At 57.9% G+C, this 20,622-nt stretch carries 21 protein-coding genes; 11 read left to right on the top strand and 10 right to left on the bottom strand.

The window, feature by feature from the left end; all coding sequences use genetic code 11:
• Position 1 precedes the first annotated feature (1 nt).
• A complete protein-coding gene (gene urtB / locus GOV80_RS18590; protein ID WP_170786961.1) occupies positions 2 to 1,954 on the bottom strand; it encodes an urea ABC transporter permease subunit UrtB in 1,953 nt (650 codons plus the stop codon).
• 61 nt (positions 1,955 to 2,015) lie between these two features.
• The gene (urtA, locus tag GOV80_RS18595; RefSeq protein WP_170773785.1) at positions 2,016 to 3,296 is read right to left on the bottom strand and encodes an urea ABC transporter substrate-binding protein; all 1,281 of its coding nucleotides are present in this window, start codon (positions 3,294 to 3,296) and stop codon (positions 2,016 to 2,018) included.
• A gap of 361 nt (positions 3,297 to 3,657) precedes the next feature.
• Here urtA and GOV80_RS18600 point away from each other — a divergent pair, with 361 nt between their 5' ends.
• The 9 genes from GOV80_RS18600 (at position 3,658) to ureG (ending at position 9,160) form a co-directional block, all read left to right on the top strand.
• The gene (locus GOV80_RS18600; protein ID WP_336510176.1) at positions 3,658 to 4,512 is read left to right on the top strand and encodes an urease accessory protein UreD; all 855 of its coding nucleotides are present in this window, start codon (positions 3,658 to 3,660) and stop codon (positions 4,510 to 4,512) included.
• 1 nt (position 4,513) lies between these two features.
• Positions 4,514 to 4,816, top strand: coding sequence for an urease subunit gamma (locus GOV80_RS18605; RefSeq protein WP_170786962.1), 303 nt, complete (start codon positions 4,514 to 4,516; stop codon positions 4,814 to 4,816).
• 15 nt (positions 4,817 to 4,831) lie between these two features.
• Complete coding sequence (locus GOV80_RS18610; protein ID WP_170786964.1) at positions 4,832 to 4,993, top strand: peptidase M23; 162 nt, start codon at positions 4,832 to 4,834, stop codon at positions 4,991 to 4,993.
• On the top strand, positions 4,990 to 5,295 hold the full coding sequence (locus tag GOV80_RS18615; RefSeq protein WP_170773781.1) for an urease subunit beta: 306 nt from the start codon (positions 4,990 to 4,992) through the stop codon (positions 5,293 to 5,295). The genes GOV80_RS18610 and GOV80_RS18615 overlap by 4 nt, the downstream gene beginning before the upstream one ends.
• Positions 5,295 to 7,055, top strand: coding sequence for an urease subunit alpha (gene ureC / locus GOV80_RS18620; protein WP_170786966.1), 1,761 nt, complete (start codon positions 5,295 to 5,297; stop codon positions 7,053 to 7,055). The genes GOV80_RS18615 and ureC overlap by 1 nt, the downstream gene beginning before the upstream one ends.
• Positions 7,056 to 7,176: 121 nt before the next feature.
• The gene (locus GOV80_RS18625) at positions 7,177 to 7,401 is read left to right on the top strand and encodes a DUF1127 domain-containing protein (RefSeq protein ID WP_170786968.1); all 225 of its coding nucleotides are present in this window, start codon (positions 7,177 to 7,179) and stop codon (positions 7,399 to 7,401) included.
• A gap of 28 nt (positions 7,402 to 7,429) precedes the next feature.
• Positions 7,430 to 7,882 carry an urease accessory protein UreE gene (locus GOV80_RS18630; protein WP_170773775.1) on the top strand — a complete coding sequence of 151 codons (453 nt, stop codon included), beginning with the start codon at positions 7,430 to 7,432 and terminating at the stop codon, positions 7,880 to 7,882.
• Complete coding sequence (locus GOV80_RS18635; protein ID WP_237215920.1) at positions 7,848 to 8,516, top strand: urease accessory protein UreF; 669 nt, start codon at positions 7,848 to 7,850, stop codon at positions 8,514 to 8,516. The genes GOV80_RS18630 and GOV80_RS18635 overlap by 35 nt, the downstream gene beginning before the upstream one ends.
• Positions 8,513 to 9,160: an urease accessory protein UreG gene (gene ureG / locus GOV80_RS18640; RefSeq protein WP_170786970.1), complete on the top strand. Its 648-nt coding sequence runs from the start codon at positions 8,513 to 8,515 to the stop codon at positions 9,158 to 9,160. Before GOV80_RS18635 ends, ureG begins: the two co-directional genes overlap by 4 nt.
• 127 nt (positions 9,161 to 9,287) lie before the next feature.
• On the opposite strand, the gene GOV80_RS18645 is transcribed toward ureG, so the two are convergent.
• The 4 genes from GOV80_RS18645 to GOV80_RS18660 form a co-directional block, all read right to left on the bottom strand.
• Complete coding sequence (locus tag GOV80_RS18645; protein ID WP_170786971.1) at positions 9,288 to 10,790, bottom strand: ABC transporter permease; 1,503 nt, start codon at positions 10,788 to 10,790, stop codon at positions 9,288 to 9,290.
• A 9-nt stretch (positions 10,791 to 10,799) separates the two neighbouring features.
• On the bottom strand, positions 10,800 to 11,849 hold the full coding sequence (locus tag GOV80_RS18650; RefSeq protein WP_170786973.1) for a quaternary amine ABC transporter ATP-binding protein: 1,050 nt from the start codon (positions 11,847 to 11,849) through the stop codon (positions 10,800 to 10,802).
• A 71-nt stretch (positions 11,850 to 11,920) separates the two neighbouring features.
• A complete protein-coding gene (locus GOV80_RS18655; RefSeq protein WP_170786975.1) occupies positions 11,921 to 12,886 on the bottom strand; it encodes an ABC transporter substrate-binding protein in 966 nt (321 codons plus the stop codon).
• A gap of 24 nt (positions 12,887 to 12,910) precedes the next feature.
• Positions 12,911 to 15,238, bottom strand: coding sequence for a DUF1989 domain-containing protein (locus tag GOV80_RS18660; protein ID WP_170786977.1), 2,328 nt, complete (start codon positions 15,236 to 15,238; stop codon positions 12,911 to 12,913).
• 113 nt (positions 15,239 to 15,351) lie between these two features.
• Between GOV80_RS18660 and GOV80_RS18665 the strand changes: the two genes are divergently transcribed.
• Entirely contained in the window at positions 15,352 to 16,362 is a 1,011-nt protein-coding gene (locus tag GOV80_RS18665; RefSeq protein WP_170786979.1) for a LacI family DNA-binding transcriptional regulator, read from the top strand.
• Positions 16,363 to 16,505: 143 nt separating this feature from the next.
• Here GOV80_RS18665 and GOV80_RS18670 read toward each other — a convergent pair whose 3' ends face one another.
• Both GOV80_RS18670 and GOV80_RS18675 read right to left on the bottom strand, forming a co-directional pair.
• A complete protein-coding gene (locus tag GOV80_RS18670; protein WP_170786981.1) occupies positions 16,506 to 17,438 on the bottom strand; it encodes an SDR family oxidoreductase in 933 nt (310 codons plus the stop codon).
• 28 nt (positions 17,439 to 17,466) lie between these two features.
• A complete protein-coding gene (locus GOV80_RS18675; protein WP_170786983.1) occupies positions 17,467 to 18,462 on the bottom strand; it encodes a quinone oxidoreductase family protein in 996 nt (331 codons plus the stop codon).
• A 91-nt stretch (positions 18,463 to 18,553) separates the two neighbouring features.
• Here GOV80_RS18675 and GOV80_RS18680 point away from each other — a divergent pair, with 91 nt between their 5' ends.
• Positions 18,554 to 19,390 (top strand): LysR family transcriptional regulator, encoded by an 837-nt coding sequence (locus GOV80_RS18680; protein WP_170786985.1) that lies wholly within the window; start codon positions 18,554 to 18,556, stop codon positions 19,388 to 19,390.
• Between the two features lie 2 nt (positions 19,391 to 19,392).
• Here the strand turns inward: GOV80_RS18680 and GOV80_RS18685 are convergent, their stop codons facing one another.
• The gene (locus GOV80_RS18685; protein WP_170786987.1) at positions 19,393 to 20,088 is read right to left on the bottom strand and encodes an SDR family oxidoreductase; all 696 of its coding nucleotides are present in this window, start codon (positions 20,086 to 20,088) and stop codon (positions 19,393 to 19,395) included.
• A gap of 10 nt (positions 20,089 to 20,098) precedes the next feature.
• Entirely contained in the window at positions 20,099 to 20,608 is a 510-nt protein-coding gene (locus GOV80_RS18690; protein WP_170786989.1) for a nuclear transport factor 2 family protein, read from the bottom strand.
• Between the last annotated feature and the right edge of the window lie 14 nt (positions 20,609 to 20,622).

Consider the following 20,622-nt stretch of genomic DNA (forward strand, 5'->3'; position numbering starts at 1 on the left):
CTCAATCCCCCGCCGCGCGACCTTTGAGGGCGATAATGCCCCTTGGCCGGAACTGGATGAAAATGATGATGAAGATGATCATGTAGGTCTGCGCGGCCAGAGTGTTCGACGGGTTCATCCACTCGATCCCCTTTTGCAGGAAGCCGATCATGCCCGCACCAGCCAGAGCACCCCAGATGTTGCCGACACCCCCGACTACCACGGTCATGAAGCTTTGGACGATGTAATCGCTACCCAGATCCGACGTGACCTTCGCGAAGAGACCAATCGCGACCCCGGCGATTCCTGCGATGCCTGAACCCAGCCCGAAGGTCAGCATATTCACCCGTCCCGGATTGATGCCCATCGAACCGGCCATACGCGGGTTCTGCGTCACCGCGCGCATCTCTAGCCCCAGCCGCGTGCGTTTCATGATGTACAGGAACAGTCCCAGAAAGATCATCGCCAGCACGAAGATCGCGATACGGATGTAACTGATCGAGACCACATCGTTCAGCACCCATGCTCCGTCCAGCCAGCCCGGTGCAGTCAGTGGGCGGGCCTGCGTGCCAAAGATGTTCTTGGCCAGTTGTTGCAGCGCAATCGAGATACCAAACGTCGCCAGCAGAGTCTCCAGCGGGCGAGAATAAAGCCAACGGATCACCAGCCGCTCCATCGCGACGCCCATGGCGAAAGTGACGGCAAAGGCCATCGGGATCGCCACGATGATCGACAGCGTATGGTCGGGGATGAACTGCTGCACCACATAGCCGGTATAGGCGCCCATCATGATGAACTCGCCATGGGCCATGTTGATCACGCCCATCACACCAAAGGTGATGGCAAGACCGATGGCCGCGAGGAAATAGATCGAGGCCAGAGAAATCGCGTCCAGCGTCAGGTCGAGGGTCTGGTTCAGGCCGACTTTTAGCTCGATCTGGTCCAACGCCTTTTCGGCGGCGGCTGTGACTTCGCCCGACGGCTCTGCATAGGTTTCAAAGAACACATGCGCACCCAGCGCTGCGTCGATGTCAGTCTGCGTGATCAACGCGGGGACAGTTCCGGCTTCAGCCAATACCGCGTAAGCCTGCGCACGCGCGGCGTCGGAGTTCAGTTGCGCGACCGGAACACCGCCCACGCGGCCTCCGTTGATATTGGCAGCCAACGCCGCACGGATGTCATCCGCTGAAACACGCGGCGCGGCCAAATCGCTGGCAACCAACAGGTCATAGGCCGTATCACCCGACAGGTCATCCGAGCCGGGCTGCACAACACCGGCGATATTCACATCCGAAGGCAGGTCCACCGCCGTCTGCAGCCTGGTCACGACCAGAGGGTTCAAAGCCGCGCGCACGTCCACACCCAGATCGTCGGACATCTCCTCGATCGCGGCCACACGGGCTGCAGTATCTTCGTCATAGCCGATGGTCAGCAACCGCTCGAGGCGTTGCTTCTGCGCTTTCAGATCGGCGTCGGGTTCGCCATCAATCGACGCGCGCAGCGGCTCAAGCAGAGCGCCCTCTGGATCGCGTTGGATAGACGTCAAAGCGGCCAGTCGTTTTGCACGATCCGGGTCGGTCAACTGGAATTGCACCAGCGCCGTGCCGATCATCGCGCGGATGCCACTATTGGGTTTCAACTGTTTCAGGTCGGATTTCTCAAACGTCCCGATGATCTCGCCGGTGTCGAAATCGGCCAGCTCATAAGACCGCCCCTCGGCCTTTTTGCCAGCAAAGAACAGGCCGTCGGACTTGCGCATCCACACGTTTTTGGCGGCCCAAGTCTCCAACATCACCTGTGCCTGTGGCAAACCACTGCTGGCAATCGCGTCAATCGCAGGCCCGATCGTCTTGCGCGAGCTTTTGGCAATGATCTCTTGATGCTCTTGCAGAATCGGTTGCAAACCGCCCTCTTGCGCGTTGGCCGTCAGGCAGGCGCACAGGATTGCGAGGCCCGCAAGGAATAGTCGTAACATGTGGTGAAACCCGAGGTGTCTTAGGGGCAAGGCGGGCGATCACACCCGCCTTGCGTGTCGTTTAGTAGTTCGACAGCGTCTGAACGCAGGTCTTGGTCTCGGTGTTGTACATACCGCAACCCAGTTCTTTCCAATCCGAGATCAGAACCGCCGATTCCGGCAGGAAGTCGGTCCAGGCATCACCCGGCACAACGTCTGTCTCGCTGATGATGTCGAACTGACCGTCTTCCTGAATCTCACCGATCAGAACCGGTTTCGCCAGATGGTGGTTCGGCAGCATGACGGCTGTACCGCCGGTCAGGTTCGGGAATTCCTGGCCGTACATCGCAGCGCGTACATCGTCGACTTCGGTAGAGCCGGCTTCAGTCGCGGCGTTCACCCACATGTTGAAGCCGATGTAATGCGCCTCCATCGGGTCGTTGGTCACGCGGTCTTCACCCATGGTGGCTTTCCACGTCTCAACGAATTCGGCGTTCACGTCGGTATCTGCCGACTGGAAGTAGTTCCACGCGGCCAGGTGGCCGACCAGATTGGTGGTATCCAGACCCGAGAGTTCTTCCTCTCCGACCGAGAAGGCTACGACCGGAATGTCATCGGCTGAGACGCCCGCAGCCGCCAGTTCTTTGTAGAAGCCGATATTCGCGTCACCATTGATGGTCGAGATCACGCCGACTTTCTTACCATCCGCACCCAGCGCGACAACGTCAGCAACAATCTTGGACCAGTCGGAATGACCGAACGGGGTGTAGTTGACGAAGATATCCTCGTCCGCGATGCCTTTACCCTTCAGATAGCTTTCCAGAATGTTGTTGGTGGTTCTGGGGTAGACATAGTCTGTGCCGAGCAGAGCGAATTTCTCGACCCCCAGTTCCTCCAGGAAATAGTCGGTCGCAGGGATTGCCTGCTGGTTCGGCGCGGCGCCGGTGTAGAAGACGTTCTTGGACGATTCTTCGCCCTCATACTGAACCGGGTAGAACAGCAGGCCGTTCAGTTCTTCGATCACCGGCAGAACCGATTTGCGGCTGACCGAGGTCCAGTTGCCGAAGATCACATCCACTTCATGCACGGTCAGCAGCTCGCGCGCCTTTTCAGCAAACAGCGGCCAGTCGGATGCGGGGTCGACGACAACCGCCTCAAGCTGTTTGCCCAGCAGGCCACCCTTGGCGTTTTGCTGGTCTATCAGCATCAACATGGTGTCTTTCAGCGTGGTTTCCGAAATCGCCATGGTGCCAGAAAGCGAGTGCAATACACCGACTTTGATCGTGTCTTCGGCAGACAGTGCAGCGGTCGCCATGGCGGCAAAGACAAGAGATCCGGCGAGCGTGGATTTGAGAGATGTCATATGATTCTCCTGGGCGGGGCCGGGAGAGAGGGCTTGCGCAGATACGCACTCTTCTTCTACCTGATCCCCGCAACTGTTGTTGCGATCCGTGTGGCGGTTGTGTCCGAGGTCCAATTCGCGCAGCCGTCACACACCCTCGGGGATCGTCCCCGTGGCGGGCACCCATACCGTTTCTGCATCGCAGAGAATTTGGCAAATAGTTGACAGATCATTTCCGACAATCCGCCTCATTTGTTTAATTTTCAGGCAGTCGTTAACCAATTCGCTCAAAAATTAATCCAATCCGCCGGATATTGGCCCAATTCCGACAAGGCAGAATAGAGTTCCGACGTCCAAACGGCGAAACAAGCGGCAGAACAAAGTGATCCGCAGGTGCGCCATTACACATCATGCCTCGATATTGCCCACGCAAGCCGCGACCCCGCCGCGCGCGCAAGGTGCGATTCGGCTGAGTGCCAAACGATTGGGCACATCCTCGGTTCTGGACGGGTTCCGGCAGTCGGGCTCGTTCAAGTGCCTGTTTCCGCGCACCGATGGCGACGCACTGGATGCGGTGCTGCTGAACACCGCTGGCGGGATCACCGGCGGCGACAATTTCCGCTTTAACGGCCATGCGGGCGACGACACCACCCTGACGCTAACAACTCAGGCCTGCGAGCGCGCGTATAAAGCCAAACCTGGTCCCTCGGGCCAGATCGTGAACCACCTAAGCGTCGCTCCGGGTGCGCGGCTGAACTGGCTGCCGCAGGAAACCATCCTGTTTGACGGCAGCGCGCTGGAGCGTCGGTTGCAGATCGACCTTGCCCCGGAAGCAACCGCACTGATGGTAGAACCGCTGGTCTTTGGCCGCATGGCGATGGGCGAGACCCTGACCGATATCCGCCTGCGCGACCAGGTCGAGATCCTGCGCGATGGCACACCGCTGTTTCTGGACGCGATGCAATACGACGGTGATCTGCACGCGCATCTGGCCAAACCGCATATCGCAGGCGGCGCTGGGGCAATGGCGCTGGTTGCCTTTGTCTCTCCCACAGCCGAGGGCCAACTCGACCCCATCCGCGATATGCTATCCGAAACCGCCGGAGCCTCGCTGATCCAAGACGATCTGCTGGTAATCCGGGTGCTGGCCGAGAACAGCTTTACCCTCCGCCGCACGCTGATGCCGGTTCTGCGGCGATTGAACAATGACACGCTTCCCAGATGCTGGATGATCTGACATGAACCTGACCCCCCGAGAAAAAGACAAACTGCTGGTCGCCATGGCCGCCGAGGTCGCCCGCAAACGGCTGGCCCGCGGCGTCAAGCTGAACCACCCCGAGGCGATCGCCCTGATCACCGACGCGGTGGTCGAAGGTGCGCGTGACGGCCGATCGGTGGCTGACATGATGCAAGCCGGGGCCGAAGTGATCACCCGCGCGCAATGCATGGAAGGCTTACCCGAGATGATCCACGAAGTTCAGGTCGAAGCCACCTTCCCTGATGGCACCAAACTGGTGACCGTCCACAACCCTATTCGCTAACAAAGGAAAACTGATATGACCCGTATGCTCTTCCCCGCCCTGATCCTCGCTGGCCCCGCTGCGGCCCACAACGGCACACATGTCCACGCGCATGCCACAGACTATGCCACTTTGGGCGTCGGTTTGGCGGTTGTCGCGCTGGCAGCTTTGGTCGTGATGACAAAGCTGAACAAATGATCCCCGGAGAGCTGTTCCCAGCCGAGGGTGAGATCACCCTGAACGCGAATGCCGAGGCAATCACCCTCATGGTCGCCAATACCGGCGACCGCCCGGTTCAGGTCGGCTCGCACTATCATTTCGCCGAAACCAACCCCGCGCTGGAATTCGACCGCACTGCCGCACATGGCCTGCGTCTGGACATCGCGCCGGGCACCGCCGTTCGGTTCGAACCCGGTCAGGCGCGCGAAGTCTCGCTGATCCCCATCGGGGGGGCGCGCAAGGTTTACGGGTTCAATCAAAAGGTCATGGGGTCGCTCTGATGCCAGCAACAATCAAACGCTCTGACTATGCCGCCATGTTCGGCCCCACCACCGGCGACAAGCTGCGGCTGGCAGATACCGATCTGGTGATCGAAGTTGAACGCGACCTGACCGCCGAACGCGCCGGCGCTGCCGCGACTGGGGGAACGGGCGACAATGCGCTGCTCTACGGCGAAGAGGTCAAGTTCGGCGGCGGCAAGGTGATCCGTGATGGGATGGGGCAGTCTCAGGCCACGCGGGCCGAGGGGGCCGTGGACACGGTCATCACCAATGCGCTGATCGTGGATCACTCGGGCATCTACAAGGCGGATGTGGGTCTGAAAGACGGACGCATCGCCAAGATCGGCAAGGCCGGCAATCCCGACACGCAGCCCGGTGTCGACATCATCATCGGCCCCGGCACCGAGGCCATTGCAGGCGAAGGGCGTATCCTGACCGCCGGCGGGTTCGACAGCCATATCCATTTCATATGCCCGCAACAGATCGAAGATGCGCTGCATTCCGGCCTGACCACCATGCTGGGCGGCGGCACTGGCCCGGCACATGGGACGTTGGCCACCACCTGCACCCCCGGCCCTTGGCATATCGGGCGGATGCTGCAGGCCGCCGACGCCTTTCCGATGAACCTCGCCTTTGCAGGCAAAGGCAACGCCTCGCTGCCCGCCGCGCTGGAAGAACAAGTCAACGCAGGTGCCTGCGCCCTGAAACTGCACGAGGATTGGGGCACAACCCCTGCCGCCATCGATTGCTGTCTCTCGGTGGCCGATGCGATGGACGTGCAGGTGATGATTCATACTGACACGCTGAACGAATCCGGCTTTGTCGAGAACACCGTGGGCGCCATGAAGGGCCGCACGATCCATGCCTTCCACACCGAGGGCGCAGGCGGCGGCCATGCCCCGGACATCATCAAGATCTGTGGCGAGAACCACGTTCTGCCCTCCTCGACCAACCCGACGCGCCCCTTCACCGTGAACACGGTCGAAGAGCATCTAGACATGCTGATGGTATGCCACCACCTCGACAAATCCATCCCCGAGGACGTGGCCTTTGCCGAAAGCCGCATCCGGCGTGAAACCATCGCAGCCGAGGACATTCTGCACGACATGGGCGCGTTCAGCATCATCGCATCCGACAGTCAGGCCATGGGCCGCGTGGGTGAGGTTCTGATCCGTACGTGGCAGACCGCCGACAAGATGAAGAAACAACGCGGTCGCCTGCCCGAGGAAACCGGCAAAAACGACAATATTCGCGTGCGCCGCTATATCGCCAAATACACGATCAACCCGGCGATTGCCCACGGTCTAAGCCATCAGATCGGCAGCATCGAGGAAGGCAAACGCGCCGATCTGGTGCTGTGGAACCCCGCCTTTTTTGGGGTCAAGCCCGAGATGGTTCTATTGGGCGGCACCATTGCCTGCGCGCAGATGGGCGACCCGAATGCTTCGATCCCCACGCCGCAGCCAGTCTATAGCCGACCGATGTTTGGGGCCTATGGGCGCTCGGTCGAGCATTCGGCGATCACATTTGTCTCGGGCGCGGCGCAGGCTGCGGGGATTGGCGATACACTCGGGCTGGCGAAGCAAACCGTTGCCGTCGAAAATACCCGCAATATCGGCAAGCGCGACCTGCTGCTGAACAACGCCACGCCGCAGGTTGAGGTTGATCCCGAAACCTACGAAGTCCGCGCCGATGGCGAATTGCTGACCTGCCAACCGGCCGAGGTTCTGCCGATGGCCCAGCGGTACTTTATGTTTTGACCAAAAATTGTGCTGCGTTGCTGCATTTGCAACGCGGCCATGACCAAAAACCCACTACTCAATGAGGCTGACATGACACATTTTCAAGCTCATGGGAGGACCAACGGAAACGAGGGTCCAAATGGCACATTCAGCAACGCACACTCCGGCACGGGTTTCACTGTCCGGCCTGATCGCATCCACCACATCGCGAATCTACTCGGCATTGATCCGCGTGGCCGAAGCCCAGACACGCGTACGGCAAGTCGAATTCCTGCAATCGCTCAGCGACGAAGAACTTCGCAAACGTGGACTTACACGGGATCGGATCGTTCACCGGGTATTCGCGGACTCGATCTGGCTCTGAAAATCTCCGCTGCAGAGGGGGCAAGCATATGACCGCCCTACTCTGCACCGCGCGCCAATATTCGAACCACTCACATGGTGAACCGGCCGATCATCTGTCGCTGACCTATGAAGACCGCTTTCTGCGCCGCAAGGTTCTGACCTGCGACAGCGGCGAGCAAATTCTGATCGACCTCGCCCAGACCACCTCGCTGGATCACGGTGGCGCGCTTGTCCTTGATGATGGGCGCGAGGTGGTCATTCAGGCCGCCCCCGAAGCATTGCTGGAAGTCACCGCACCTGACCTGACCCGCATCGCCTGGCATATCGGCAACCGTCATACGCCCTGCCAGGTCGAAACCGAGCGTCTGCTGATTCAGATCGATCACGTCATTCGCGATATGTTGCTGAAGCTTGGCGCCACGGTGCGAGAGGTGCGCGAACCTTTCACCCCCGAAGGTGGGGCCTATGGCCACGGCAGGACCCATGGCCACGCCCACTGACACCGACATACTGACGCTGGCGCAATGGCTCTCACCTGCCTACCCCGTAGGCGGATTTGCCTATTCGCATGGGCTGGAATGGGAAATCGAGAGCGGCAGCGTTTCCTCGGTCGCCGAAACAGGCGCGTGGATTGCCGATGTCGTCGAGTTCGGCACGGGGCGCAACGATTGTATCTTGCTGTCGGCGGCATATGCCGCTCCGGCAGTTGCTCTGGCCGAAATCGATCAAACCGCACGCGCCTTCTGTCCCTCATCCGAGCGTCTGCGGGAAACACGTCTTCTGGGTGAGGCGTTCAGCGGGCTTACAGCCGATGTCTGGTCGCTTGACCTGCCACCCCTGACCTATCCTGTCGCGCTGGGCCATGCCGCCGGACTGTGGGGGCTGCCCTTGGCGCTGACCGCGCAGATGTACCTTCAGGCATTCATGTCGAACCTGGTCGCTTGCGCGACACGTCTTGTGCCGTTGGGCCAGACAGAAAGCCAGCGGTTGATCCGGGATTTGACCCCGTTGTGCCAACGCGTCGCAACGGGTGCTCTTGCAGCTAAAATGGACGACCTTGGCGCGACCGCCTTCTTGTCCGACATCGCGTCGATGAAACACGAAACCCAATATTCAAGGATGTTCCGAACATGACCAGTATGAACGGCCCCCTACGCGTGGGCATCGGAGGCCCCGTGGGTGCAGGCAAAACCACCCTGACCGCCGCTCTGGCAGAGGCACTGCGCGACAAGCTTTCGGTGGGCGTGATCACCAACGACATCTACACCCGCGAAGATGCCGAAGCGCTTATGCGCATGCAGATCCTGCCGCAGGACCGGATCATCGGTGTCGAGACCGGAGGCTGCCCCCACACGGCGATCCGCGAGGATGCTTCGATCAACCTTGCCGCCGTGGCCGAAATGCAGGACCGCCATCCGGAGGTCGATTTGGTGCTGATCGAAAGCGGTGGCGACAATCTGTCAGCCACATTCAGCCCGGAACTTGCGGATGTGACGCTTTACGTAATCGACGTTGCCGCTGGCGAGGAAATCCCGCGCAAAGGTGGCCCCGCGATCACCAAATCCGACATTCTGATTATCAACAAAACCGACCTGGCACCGCATGTCGGCGCATCGTTGGACGTCATGAACCGCGACGCGACACGGATGCGCAGCGGCAGACCTTTCGTATTTGCGTCACTTCGACATCGCAAAGGGGTGGATGATATCGTGTCTCTTCTTGCTCGGATCGGAGGCCTGCCAACACTCATGGCGGCAACCGAGCCGGAAACGGTCTGAGGTTAGCACCCGCAAACTTGGCTTGGCGCTAAGCCGGATGAGCGTGTCCGGTTTGGCGCACATTTGACCATTTACTTGCGTTAAACAGCTTCTGCTCTAGACCGACTTCCCTTCGCAAAGGCGGCGGCTATCGTTTTCCGGCGACAATCCTGTCAAGGATCAGAGCGCAGAACAAGATCGCTAGACCGGCAAGAATGCCTTGTCCCGCTGCCGCGTATTGCAGAGCTTCAAGCACATCTTCACCCAGCCCTTTGGCACCGATCAGTGAGGCCACAACCACCATCGCCAGAGACAGAAGAATAGTCTGGTTCACGCCTGCCATAATGGTCTTCGCCGCAAGCGGAAGATCGACACGCCACAGCAAATAGCGCGGTGTCGCACCAAACGCCAATGCGGCTTCGCGTACGGTTTCAGGCACTTGTTGAAGCCCGAGTACAGTAAAACGGATGACCGGTGGGCTGCCAAAGATCATGGTCGCGACGACACCCGCGGGTTTGCCCGATCCGATAAATGCAACAACCGGGATCAGGTAAACAAAGCTTGGCATGGACTGCATGAAATCGAGGATCGGACGAACAATTGCAAATGCCTTGGGACGACGGGCGCAATAGATCCCAAGTGGGATGCCAAGCGTGATCGAGATCAACGCCGCAGCCCCTAACAATGCAATGGTTGTCATTGCTTTTTCCCAGAAATCGAGCAAACCCAAATATGCGAGCGCAGCCCCGGTGAAGATGGCAACGCGAGCACCGGCAGTGAGATAGGCCAGCAACACGATGACAAGCCCGACTACGGGCCACGGGGTTTGCACAAGAATAACCTCTATGCAGTCAAGAAGGGTTCTCATGCCGAATGTCAGACTGTCAAAAAAACCGCGTCCAGTGGTTTTGGTCCAATCAAATACGGCCTGAACGCCATCGCCGACGGTCAATCTCCAGGTGCGATCCGTGGGAAAGGACTTCAGCACAGCAAACGCATCAGGCTGGGCAAACTTAATTACGGACAGGCTCACAACGCTGCCAAAAAGAAACACCGCGACCAGCAGACGCTGGGGTGACCACCCACTCGCTGCGCTTCGGTCCGAGCGCCACCGCGCGAACTGGCCCTCAAGCGTCCAGTTGGCAAGAGCGGCTTGGATAAATTTGAACGCCACCAACAACAGCAGCCCAACAATAATGAATCCAAGTCCAGTCGCATCCGCCTGAACCGCCGCGTCCTGAGCTTGTGCCAGAGCTGTTTCCAGTGACTCTGCAGCCCGTTTCAAGGAATCCAGAGATGATGCCCCTGTTTGCTCAGCGACTGCGATCTGTTCACGACGAAGGTCGAGCGTCTCTCCGATTTTTTCCGCGCGCTGCCGGGCTTCGCGGCCAAGATCCCCAAAAAGACCTTTGCCAATCTGAATATAGGCAAAGGTTTCCAGCACCATAAAGCTCAGAAACCACGACCAAAGACCGCGCGCGCCAAACCAGAGCGGCCCAAGGATTGCAGCGGCCAGATTCAGCGTGAAGCGATAGCCAGGGGCTTCCATCATATAGGCAAATGTTTTGCGGTAGTAATCCGCGCCGTTGCCAACAAATTCTTCGACCAGACGGCCCAGTCTTTCGGCGGTTTCGGGTTTAATATCCGACATAGCCAGTCCTCACGCCTGATTTTGTTGAATTGCGCGGATGAGGCCGGTGCGATTGATCACTCCGACTGTCTTGCCATCATCGACGACGGCTACAATCCCATGTCCTTCAACGCACAGGTTCATGAGTTCGTCCAGATCCATCTCAGGATGCGCTTCATGAGGGTCATCGGGTATGGGACCGTTCTGGGCCTCGTGTTCATCAACAGGTGTCATTACGGAATGTGCAAAGATCATGTGAAGCTTTGATATTCCGGCGACGAAGTCCGCAACATAATCATCTGCGGGGTTAAGGATGATCTCTTCCGGGGTGCCTACCTGTACGATGCGCCCATCCTTCATGATTGCAATTCGGTGACCAATGCGAATTGCCTCGTCTAGGTCATGGGTGATGAACATCGTTGTCTTGTTCAACTCGCGGCTCAGCGCCATGAACTGATCCTGCAACTGTTTGCGGATCAATGGATCAAGCGCAGAAAAAGGCTCGTCCATCAGCAGGATTTCCGGATCCGACGCAATGGCGCGGGCCAGCCCGACGCGCTGCTGCATCCCGCCCGACAGTTCATGCGCATATTTGTCTTCCCAACCGGTCAGCTCCACCAGGTTAAGAACGCGCTCGGCCTCTTCCCAGCGCCGCGCCTTACCTGTACCGCGAATTTCAAGCGGCATCGCCACATTGTCTCGCACGGTCCGATGCGGCATCAGGCCAAAATTCTGGAATACCATGGCGACGCGACGATTGCGCAAGTCCCGCAATCCTTCGGGCCCCAAACCCATGACATCTTCGCCATCAAGCAGGATCTCACCTGCAGTCGGCTCCAATAGCCGATTGACGTGACGTACCAAGGTCGATTTGCCCGATCCAGACAGCCCCATGACGCAGAAAAGCTCTCCGCGTTCGATCTCAAAGCTGGCATCGGCGACACCTACAACGCAGTTAAATCGTTCAAGAACCTCAGGTTTTCCCAACCCTTCCGCGTGAATGGCCGCAAGTGCTTCTTTTGAACGATCCCCAAAAACTTTCCACACGCCTCGCGCGTCGATGGCTATATCTTTGGCCATGGCTCCACCCAGAAAATGATAGTGCGTGCCGACGGCGCTGCCCGCCGTCGGCGATTTCGATCAAGCCCGGTTTAGTTTAGGCCCAGCCATCCATCCACGGTGTCCCCATTCTCGGCAATCCATGCGGCGACTACTTCGGAAATGTCGCCACCCTGAACAACGACCTTGTAGGTGAGCTCCGACAGCGCATCCGAATCCATGTCGATATTTGCCAATAGCGACGCGGCTGCAGGGTTCCGTTCGTTCAACGAGTTCGAGTAGGCAACCTTGACGGTTTTAACAACGTCGCCACTGGTGATCTTCGATTTGGCATACCAATCCGCGTCATCACCGGGCTGAACAATCGTGTATTCATCAGGGTTGTGGGGCGGTTCTTCGATCATCGTCATATCGTAAAGCGCATGAACATAGTGCGGTTTATAGCAATAAAAGACGACACCCTCTTCGTTCGACACTGCATCCTTCAAGCGTGCGTAGAAGACGGTTTCGTCTTCAGTGCTCGGCTCAAGAAATGTCTCGACGCCGTAGTCGCGCACTTTGACCCGGTGCACGTTGGTCGACGCCCATCCCGAAGCACCGATCCAGATCTCACCCTTACCGTCACCATTGGCGTCATAGAGTTGCTGAGCGTCCGGGGTCGCCAGATCAAAGATGGATTTGATGTTGTGCTTTTCGGCCATGTAAGTCGGGGTGCAGAAGCCGGCTTTACCTTCGTATGAACCAGACGAAAGAGACACCGTGCCCTTTTCATCCACATACTCATCCGTGAAGGACGACTGGTTTGGCAGCCAGACATCCGGGTGCACGTCAATGTCACCACGCCCGCCGTCCATCGCGGCGAAAATGACGGCATTCGCACCGGGGGCATAGCCCACTTCGCCGCCCAGACGACCTTCGATGATCTGGCCAATTACGTTGGCCATGATCTTTGCTCCGGGCCAGCTCGGCTCACCAACCATTACCTTTTCTTGCGCAAATGCACTGGTTGCGCCGAGGCTTAGCACAATGGCTGTTGAAATTTTAGTTAACGTTTTCATCCTGTTGGTTCTCCTTTTTTTGATTTATGCTCTGGCGCGCGTGCGTTGCGGATCCACAAACGGGATATCCACAACCACCCCACCAAGACGTTTTAGGCGACCGTCCAATTGTCCAATTTCCAAGCGGGTGCCAGTCTCGGAAAATTCGATCGATAGCCGTACCATCGCAATGGCGCATTCAAACGTGGGCGAATACGTGGCAGAGGTTACCTCGCCGATTTGCCGTTCTCCGGCAAAGATCGGGGCGCCATGCGCGGGAACATCGCTGCCGCCTAGCGTCATGCCTTTTAAAACCCGACGTGGGTTTTCGGCATTTCGCGTCAATGCACCCTTGCCGACGAATTTGGGTTTGTTCAGATCAATCGCAAAGCCCAGCCCCGCTTCAAACGCATCGACGCCTGGGGTGAATTCAGCACCGGCCGCAGCTAGCCCCGCTTCGATCCGAATGGTCTCAAGCGCGGCCGACCCCATTGGCGTGATGTTAAACTCTTGCCCGGCTTCCATAAGAGCATCCCAGAGCAAAAGCGCATCGACCTGAGAACAGAACACCTCATATCCGAGTTCGCCGGTATACCCCGACCGTGACAGCATAAACGGCGCCCCGTCGCGGGAGTGCAGCCGGGCGATTGTGACACCAAACCACTTTAGTTGTTCCAGAGACGGGACATGCGGCTGCGTAAACACAATCTTGCGCAACAGGTCCCGCGAACGCGGCCCTTGCAGCGCCAGATTGGGAAGAGACCCTCGCATCGCATGAATGCGCACATGAAGGTTGTTTTCCAAGGCCAAAGCTTCAAGCACGCGGGCACTCTCTTCAGTGCCGCAACACCAGCGGAACAGGTGATCGCTTAGCCGGAACAGCGTGCCGTCATCAATCACAGCCCCCGTCTGATCGCACATCAAAGTATACGATCCGCGCCAAACCGACAGCTTTGCAACGTTGCGTGTCGTGGCCAATTGCAAAAGCTTCTCAGCATCCGGCCCGATGATGTCAAATTTCCTTAGGCCGCTCATATCCTGAAGGGTCACGGCTTCGCGACACGCCCAATATTCTCCGATCGAACCGACTGAAGGAAAGCTGACAGGTGCCCAAAGATCCCGCGCAGGTGCGAAGTCCTGCGTCAAAGGCTCCAACCGCTTGAAGAATGCAGACTCCTGACTGAGCGACATTGGGGCATCTTCCTTTTCACGATAAGCAACAGCGCGGCGAATTGGGGTGTTCGTCGTGTAAATCCGGACGTGTACGTCTGTTGGATTCCAGCCGTTGATCGGGTCTATGTCGTCCGGACAGGCGGTTGACACACAGGTGAGCCGCTCCATCGCTCGCATCGCCACATAATCACCAGGTCGCGAATAGCTCTCCGCAGTCCGGAGATCATGGGTGTGGGGATCAACCCAGGTATTCCAAAAGAAATTGATCGCAGGCCAGGCTGAACGCCGCCGTACTCCGAATGGGTCCAACGCCGCCGAAATATTGTCCGAGCAGTTTACGTGGCCTGGAAAACCGCGCTCTTCGTACCCCCGTGCGGTGCAGGCCAGTCCAAAGGTATCATGACGCCCACAAGTGTCCTGAAGTACATTCAAAAGCGGGTTCATGTCCTGATCAAAAAATTTGTCCAATGATCCGGGTCCCGGATAGCTGCGCCGAACCAGAGATCGCGTGGCCGTATTGTCAATCAACAGCTCTTCGCCCCTGTCCAGCCCGTCGGTGCGCAGAGCAAGAAAATCCGAACATTGCTGTCCTTCGACATCAATGATCTGAACAACTTCGCCGGGGGCCAATTCATAGGCCACGCCAGTACCCCGTGCGACGGTGAACTCGTCTCGCACATCTCCCAATTCAGGCGGCAAGATTGGCGTATTGCGTTTGGCGGGCTGAAAGGATGCCGTGACCCAGCTGTTGAGAGCGCCAGATACCAGTTGTTCGTTATTGCCCAAGCGCACCACCCAGACAGTGACGCGCGCTTTCACGCTGAAAACCACCTGATCTTCCGACGCCGGAACATTGGTGACGGGAATGTCACAAGATGCATTCCCACCCATTGTAGTCACCCAACCCAACAAAGCCCGACAATCAGCAGCATTCATGTCCAGCTTGCCTGTGGCATTTACCCCGAGGGCCGCGAGAGCATCTTTGCCTTTTGAGTCGAATGCACCGATCTGCAGATCGGACGTCAGCCAGCGGCCCGATAGTGAAAGCAGGTCCCCGGGCTGCATGTCAAACCGTTTAGCTTCTCGTGCCGCGAGCCGATGGGTTGTCCCGCTTTGCGCCTTCGGAAAGCCAAAGAAGGATCGCTCGGGAGAAGTCCACCCGATGTTGCTGAAGTCGTGAATGACCGAATGGGACGTCATGGAAACCTGCAGCCGCAGCCAAATGTAACTAGTTACATAAGTTGATGAAACTAGTTACATGTGTCAAGTTTATTTCTATAGCGCTTGCTGAACAGCCTCGATTAAGAAAGTAAATGACTGAAAAAGAGACAAAGAAACGAGCCAACCTCAGGGACGTGGCCAGAGCCGCCGGTGTTTCCGTCGCCACGGTTTCGCGTGTATTAAACACACCTGAGGCTGTATCCAAGAACACGCGCGACCGCGTCCAGCAGGCAATCGAATCCCTTCACTTTGTCCCCAGCGCAGCTGCCAGGGCCATAAACTCGGGGCGAACTCGGGTGGTGGGTGCTTTGGTGCCGACACTGGACAATGCGATCTTCGCCAGATTCCTCTCTGCACTCGAATATGAACTCGGCGAGTTCGGGTTATCCTTGGTGGTTGCAACAACCGCAGGAGACCCGGGAATCGAAGCCGAGAAGGCGCAACGTCTGATCGACATTGGTGCAGAAGCGCTAATCGTTTCCGGAATTACCCATAGCCCTGATTTCGACAACCTGATTTCTCGCACGCGGCTGCCAACCATAGCCACATCTTACTACGACGACGGATATTCACTGCCTACCATCGGCTATGACAATGCGCGCGCTTCCCGCATGGCACTGCAATACCTCATCGACGCGGGGCACCGCCAAATTGCCGTTATTCACGGCCCAGCGGACAACAACGACAGAACGCGGGCGCGCCTTTCAGGCCTGCTTGTCGATATGCCGGGTTTGGAGACTTTCAAATTTGAAACTAAAATCACTTTGGAAGGCGGCGCAACAGCCATCCAAAACGCCCTGAGCGCTGGAACTCACTTCACCGCCGTAATGTGCACGTCGGACGTTCTCGCGCAGGGCGTACTTTTTGAGCTACATCGGCAAGGCATGGTGGTTCCATCAAACGTCTCTTTGGTTAGCATCGATGACCTGCCCGTATCCGGTCAATCGGTACCAGGCATTACAACGGTTCACTTGCCGGTGGTTGAAATGGGAAAGAAGACCGCAAACGCGGTCATCCGATGGATTGAGGACGGCATCCGCCCTGACTCACAGTTGATTGATGTTACTCTTAAATTGCGACAGTCGGTGGCTGAAATAACATGACAGTTAGCAGGTAGCCCCCCTGAACTCGGATGACCGCTTGTTGCGCCAAGTCAGCCCTTTTCTTATGCAGTTCGAATGTCTGGTTTGTCCGCCAATCGGACGTTCGGTGGGCTACAACACGCGGCTAGACAGTGAGCGGCGACTCAGGAGCCCAATTTGCCTAACACTGCAGACCGATTGAATGTCAGCAATGCAGGCTGCGCCTGCGCTCGCGTTCGGCCCAACTTGGACGCTGCCTCCAAACCCATAATCTGCTTTGATGAAGCCAGAACCGCCACCCTAAACAAGTCCGTTTTGGGCAAACTGCCTATTTGCCTTTGGACTTGTGGCAGACGTAAATCACGCACAAGGTGACCGCCATCCACATCCAAGACCGAGCCCGTTAGAAACCCGTTTGTCATCGCCATGACAACGGCTTGTGCGATGTCCTCGGCCTCTCCAACCCGTCCTGCGGGCAGGCTGCTGCCAACCTGCGCATACATGGCTTCACGTGTCTCTTCCGGCGTTGCGGCATAGGCTTCGGTTGCAACCATGCCAGGGCTGATGCAATTCACCCGCGCCCGACCAGCCAACTCTAGCGCCAGCCCTTTGGCCAGCGCTTCGACCGCCGCGTTTACTGCGCCCAGGCCAGTAGCTCCGGCGGATGGGCGACGACTGAGCACGCCGGAAAAGAACGTGATGGAGCCGCCTTTGACCAACACCGGCAACACTTCACGTGCAGTCATATAGGGGCCGATGAACTTGGCCTCGAACATAGCGCGCAGATCGTCGATGGGCAGGTCGGTGAACGCCCCACGCGCAGCACTTGAAGCAGAGATCACCAAGTGGTCAACCGATCCCAGCCCTCTGGCCCAGGAGGACACTCCTGCTCCATCAGTCGTATCCACGGGCGCGATCCGTACCCCGCTCCCAATTTCGCCCGCGGCAGCCTGAAGCTTGGCAGTATTGCGACTGGCGATTGTAACTTTTGCCCCGAGGGCGGTAGCCATTTTTGCTGTTGCTTTCCCCATGCCGCTGCTGCCACCAACGATGACAATGTGTTTGCCACTCAGGGCGGTCTCGAAAACAGTGTTCATTGCTGTGATTCCTCTTTTACTGGATGGGTCAGTCGAAGCTCAGCACCAGCTTGCCGGTTGTTTCACCGGCTTCTAGGCGGCGGTGCGCCTCGGCAGCTTGAATAATGGGCAGGGAGGTGACTTTAGGGCGCAGAACGCCCCTCTCAAGCAGATCAAACACTGTGGCCATATCCGCGCCAAACTGATCAGGTCGATTGATGAAATAGGTGTATATGTCGCTGACACGGACCGAGACGGACTTTTGGAAGTGCTTCGCCAAGTCTTCGGCAAAACTGCCTGTGGGCGGACCGGCAAGAAACCCGAATAGAACGGTTGTGCCCAGAGGTGCCAGTACATCGAGGTCTGATTTCAGGGTATCGCCCCAGATCGGGTTCAGCGTCAGATCCACACCGCGCCCCTCGGTAAGGTCCATCACCCGCGCGGTGACATCCTCGGTGCGATAGTCGATGACGTGATCGGCGCCCTGATCTTTGGCATATACAACCTTGGCAGTGCTGGTCGAGGCGATTACCGTCATGCCCAGATGCTTGGCAACATGCAGGGCCATGGTGCCGACACCCCCGGCTGCCGCGTGAACCAATACCGATTTGCCAGCCGCCGCGCCGCCCAGATTGACCAGCATCTGATAGGCTGTCATCCCGTTGACGGGGATTGCAGCGGCTGTTTCGAAGTCCACGGTATCGGCCAGCCGAGTGACGTAGGGCGCAGCGATTAGCGAATGGGTACCGTATCCACCGGCCCCGATCGGTCCCATCCAAGCCACACGGTCCCCAACAAAAAAGCCTTCGGCACCCTCACCCAGCGCCTCGACCACACCGGCACCTTCGACCCCTGGTACATGCGGCAGATCGGGCATCATCCCCTCGGGCATCTCACCGCGTCGGATGATCGTGTCGATAAAGTTGACCGCCCCGGCTGAGTTGCGGATCAGGATTTCCCCGGCATCGGGGGTCGGGGTCGCCTTGTTGGTCTTAAATAAGACGTCCGGTTTGCCGGTTTGGGTGATTTCCATGGCGAAAGGCATCAGCTATCTCCTTCTGTTGCGCAGAAGGTAGAGGTCACATCAAGCAATGATAATGATTGATATCAGGAGTTATAATCTCAAAAATAGAATAATGATCTACAACGACCTTGCCCTTTTTACTGTCGTCGCAAACCATCTGAGCTTTTCCAAGGCTGCAGACGGTCTGGGCATACCGCTCAGCCGGGTCAGCCGCAGGATTGCAGAGTTAGAAGACCATCTGGGCACCAAACTGTTCGAGCGGACAACCCGGCAGGTTCGCCTGACGGAGGAGGGCCGGCGCCTTCTGGACCGATGCCAGGATCCGATCGAGGCGTTGCAGGGTGTTGCAGGCTTTACCGACGATACCAGACGCCAGAGTATCCGCATCACGGCACCTCCGCTGGCAGCACGCACAACGATTGGCCCTCGGCTGTTGGATTTTGCGGAACAGAATCCGGATGTGGCGCTTGAGATGACCACCACCAACATCATGCTGGACTTCTTTCGCGACAATATTGATGTGGCTTTTCGGGTAGGCCCACTCACCGACTCCAGCCTTGTCGCGAAACGGCTCTGGTCGGTTCCCTACTGCTTTTGTGCCGGACAAGGGTTTATTGGAGAGCGTGGGCTAAGAGGGTTGATTTCCAGACCGGACTTTCTTGCTTTGCCCGCGCTGACAGCTGGTCAACCCTGGGTGCTAGAGAGCGGGGAAACACTGCACCCGAAGCAAACCGCACACAACTTAACCGACCTTGATGTCATTGCGCAGGCCGCCCGTCGAAACCTGGGTGTCGCGATGCTGCCTTCGGATATGGTAAACAGCGATCTAAAACGGCTTGAGGTTATAGACACCGTCCCTCTGACGCGGGACATGTTCGCAGTCTATCCCAGCCGCCGTCTGTTGCCCGCACGGATCAGGAAGCTAATTGATTTCATGACACCCGGCTGAACCTACCAATCAATTGCAACACCATCGCGAAAGAACCCTCCGGTCGGGCCGCCTTTCGGCAAGGTCGCTGCCCAGACGACTCCTTTGGCCCCTTCGGAAATCGGACGTCCCCCGCCGCCCATATCCGTGGCAACCCAACCGGGGCACACGGCGTTGACGAGAATGCCTTGAGGTTTCAACTCAGCGGCGGTCTTGAGGGTCAACGCGTTCAACGCCGCTTTGGACACGCCATAGCCGGGTGTGCCGGCACTCATGCTGGTCAGCGACCCCGCGCCAGAGGACACATTGACGATCCGGGCTGCCGCACCTCGTTGCAACAGTGGCACCGCCGCGATCGTCGTCTCCCATGGGCCGAAAAGGTTCGTATCGAATGCTTGCCGGACCCTGTCCAGATCGGCGTGGTGAACCTGTTGGTCGGTGTCATAATCCACGCCCGCGTTGTTCACCAGAACATCAAGGCGACCATAGACCGATTCAATCGTCAAAAAGAAAGCGGCAGCAACAGAGTCCGGATTAGAGACATCCAGTTGCAACGCTTCCGCCCCATATCCGATCTCATCCGCAGCAGCCTGCCCTTTTGCCAGATCGCGCGCACCCATCAGGACCTTCATCCCATGGTCTCGGGCCAATTGAAGGGAGACTTCTTTACCAATACCGCGATTGGCTCCGGTCACGAGTGCGATACGCTGACTGGTCATGGTTACTCCTTCAATTCGCCTCGGCCGCGCGCTGGCCGGCAAGTGCCACAAGCCCACGGTCACCGGATTCCCAGATTGCCGTCATGGTCATCGATGTGACAACCCAGCGGTTGTCCGACTTCTCAAGCTCATAGTCATAACGACCACCAAGAACCCACAAGCCGTCATCAAGACGATGGGTTGCTGTGAAATCCGCCTGTGCCGTCGCAGATGTATCGGACAGGGAGGTGACGGTGTGATTGGTCACCATATGGTGCGTCGCGTCGAAACCGGGCAGAAAGGCGGACCATCCAGCTATAAGCTCGTCGGCGGGTTGTGTTACTGGGTCTCCGCCCCAGAGGCTGGTATAATCCGTCGTGACGGTATCGGAAAACGCGCCGCGCACGCGGGCCCAGTCGTGGCGGTCAGCACCTGCCGCGATGTCGGTAATGGCAGTCGAGATATCCGCTTGTTGTTCAGCAAAAGCCGCGGATCCGATCATAGAGACGGCCGCAAGGGTCGATGTGAGTTTTCTACGCATGAGGATGCTCCGAA

This window comes from Ruegeria lacuscaerulensis (assembly GCF_013034685.1).
GTDB classification, from domain to species: domain Bacteria; phylum Pseudomonadota; class Alphaproteobacteria; order Rhodobacterales; family Rhodobacteraceae; genus Ruegeria; species Ruegeria lacuscaerulensis_B.

Excerpts from the sequence above, each read along its gene's own strand:
- urtB (WP_170786961.1), bottom strand. The coding sequence starts at position 1,954 with ATGTTACGACTATTCCTTGCGGGCCTCGCAATCCTGTGCGCCTGCCTG.
- urtA (WP_170773785.1), bottom strand. The coding sequence starts at position 3,296 with ATGACATCTCTCAAATCCACGCTCGCCGGATCTCTTGTCTTTGCCGCC.
- GOV80_RS18605 (WP_170786962.1), top strand. The coding sequence starts at position 4,514 with ATGAACCTGACCCCCCGAGAAAAAGACAAACTGCTGGTCGCCATGGCC.
- GOV80_RS18610 (WP_170786964.1), top strand. The coding sequence starts at position 4,832 with ATGACCCGTATGCTCTTCCCCGCCCTGATCCTCGCTGGCCCCGCTGCG.
- GOV80_RS18615 (WP_170773781.1), top strand. The coding sequence starts at position 4,990 with ATGATCCCCGGAGAGCTGTTCCCAGCCGAGGGTGAGATCACCCTGAAC.
- ureC (WP_170786966.1), top strand. The coding sequence starts at position 5,295 with ATGCCAGCAACAATCAAACGCTCTGACTATGCCGCCATGTTCGGCCCC.
- GOV80_RS18625 (WP_170786968.1), top strand. The coding sequence starts at position 7,177 with ATGGCACATTCAGCAACGCACACTCCGGCACGGGTTTCACTGTCCGGC.
- GOV80_RS18630 (WP_170773775.1), top strand. The coding sequence starts at position 7,430 with ATGACCGCCCTACTCTGCACCGCGCGCCAATATTCGAACCACTCACAT.
- GOV80_RS18635 (WP_237215920.1), top strand. The coding sequence starts at position 7,848 with ATGGCCACGGCAGGACCCATGGCCACGCCCACTGACACCGACATACTG.
- ureG (WP_170786970.1), top strand. The coding sequence starts at position 8,513 with ATGACCAGTATGAACGGCCCCCTACGCGTGGGCATCGGAGGCCCCGTG.
- GOV80_RS18645 (WP_170786971.1), bottom strand. The coding sequence starts at position 10,790 with ATGTCGGATATTAAACCCGAAACCGCCGAAAGACTGGGCCGTCTGGTC.
- GOV80_RS18650 (WP_170786973.1), bottom strand. The coding sequence starts at position 11,849 with ATGGCCAAAGATATAGCCATCGACGCGCGAGGCGTGTGGAAAGTTTTT.
- GOV80_RS18655 (WP_170786975.1), bottom strand. The coding sequence starts at position 12,886 with ATGAAAACGTTAACTAAAATTTCAACAGCCATTGTGCTAAGCCTCGGC.
- GOV80_RS18660 (WP_170786977.1), bottom strand. The coding sequence starts at position 15,238 with ATGACGTCCCATTCGGTCATTCACGACTTCAGCAACATCGGGTGGACT.
- GOV80_RS18665 (WP_170786979.1), top strand. The coding sequence starts at position 15,352 with ATGACTGAAAAAGAGACAAAGAAACGAGCCAACCTCAGGGACGTGGCC.
- GOV80_RS18670 (WP_170786981.1), bottom strand. The coding sequence starts at position 17,438 with ATGAACACTGTTTTCGAGACCGCCCTGAGTGGCAAACACATTGTCATC.
- GOV80_RS18675 (WP_170786983.1), bottom strand. The coding sequence starts at position 18,462 with ATGCCTTTCGCCATGGAAATCACCCAAACCGGCAAACCGGACGTCTTA.
- GOV80_RS18680 (WP_170786985.1), top strand. The coding sequence starts at position 18,554 with ATGATCTACAACGACCTTGCCCTTTTTACTGTCGTCGCAAACCATCTG.
- GOV80_RS18685 (WP_170786987.1), bottom strand. The coding sequence starts at position 20,088 with ATGACCAGTCAGCGTATCGCACTCGTGACCGGAGCCAATCGCGGTATT.
- GOV80_RS18690 (WP_170786989.1), bottom strand. The coding sequence starts at position 20,608 with ATGCGTAGAAAACTCACATCGACCCTTGCGGCCGTCTCTATGATCGGA.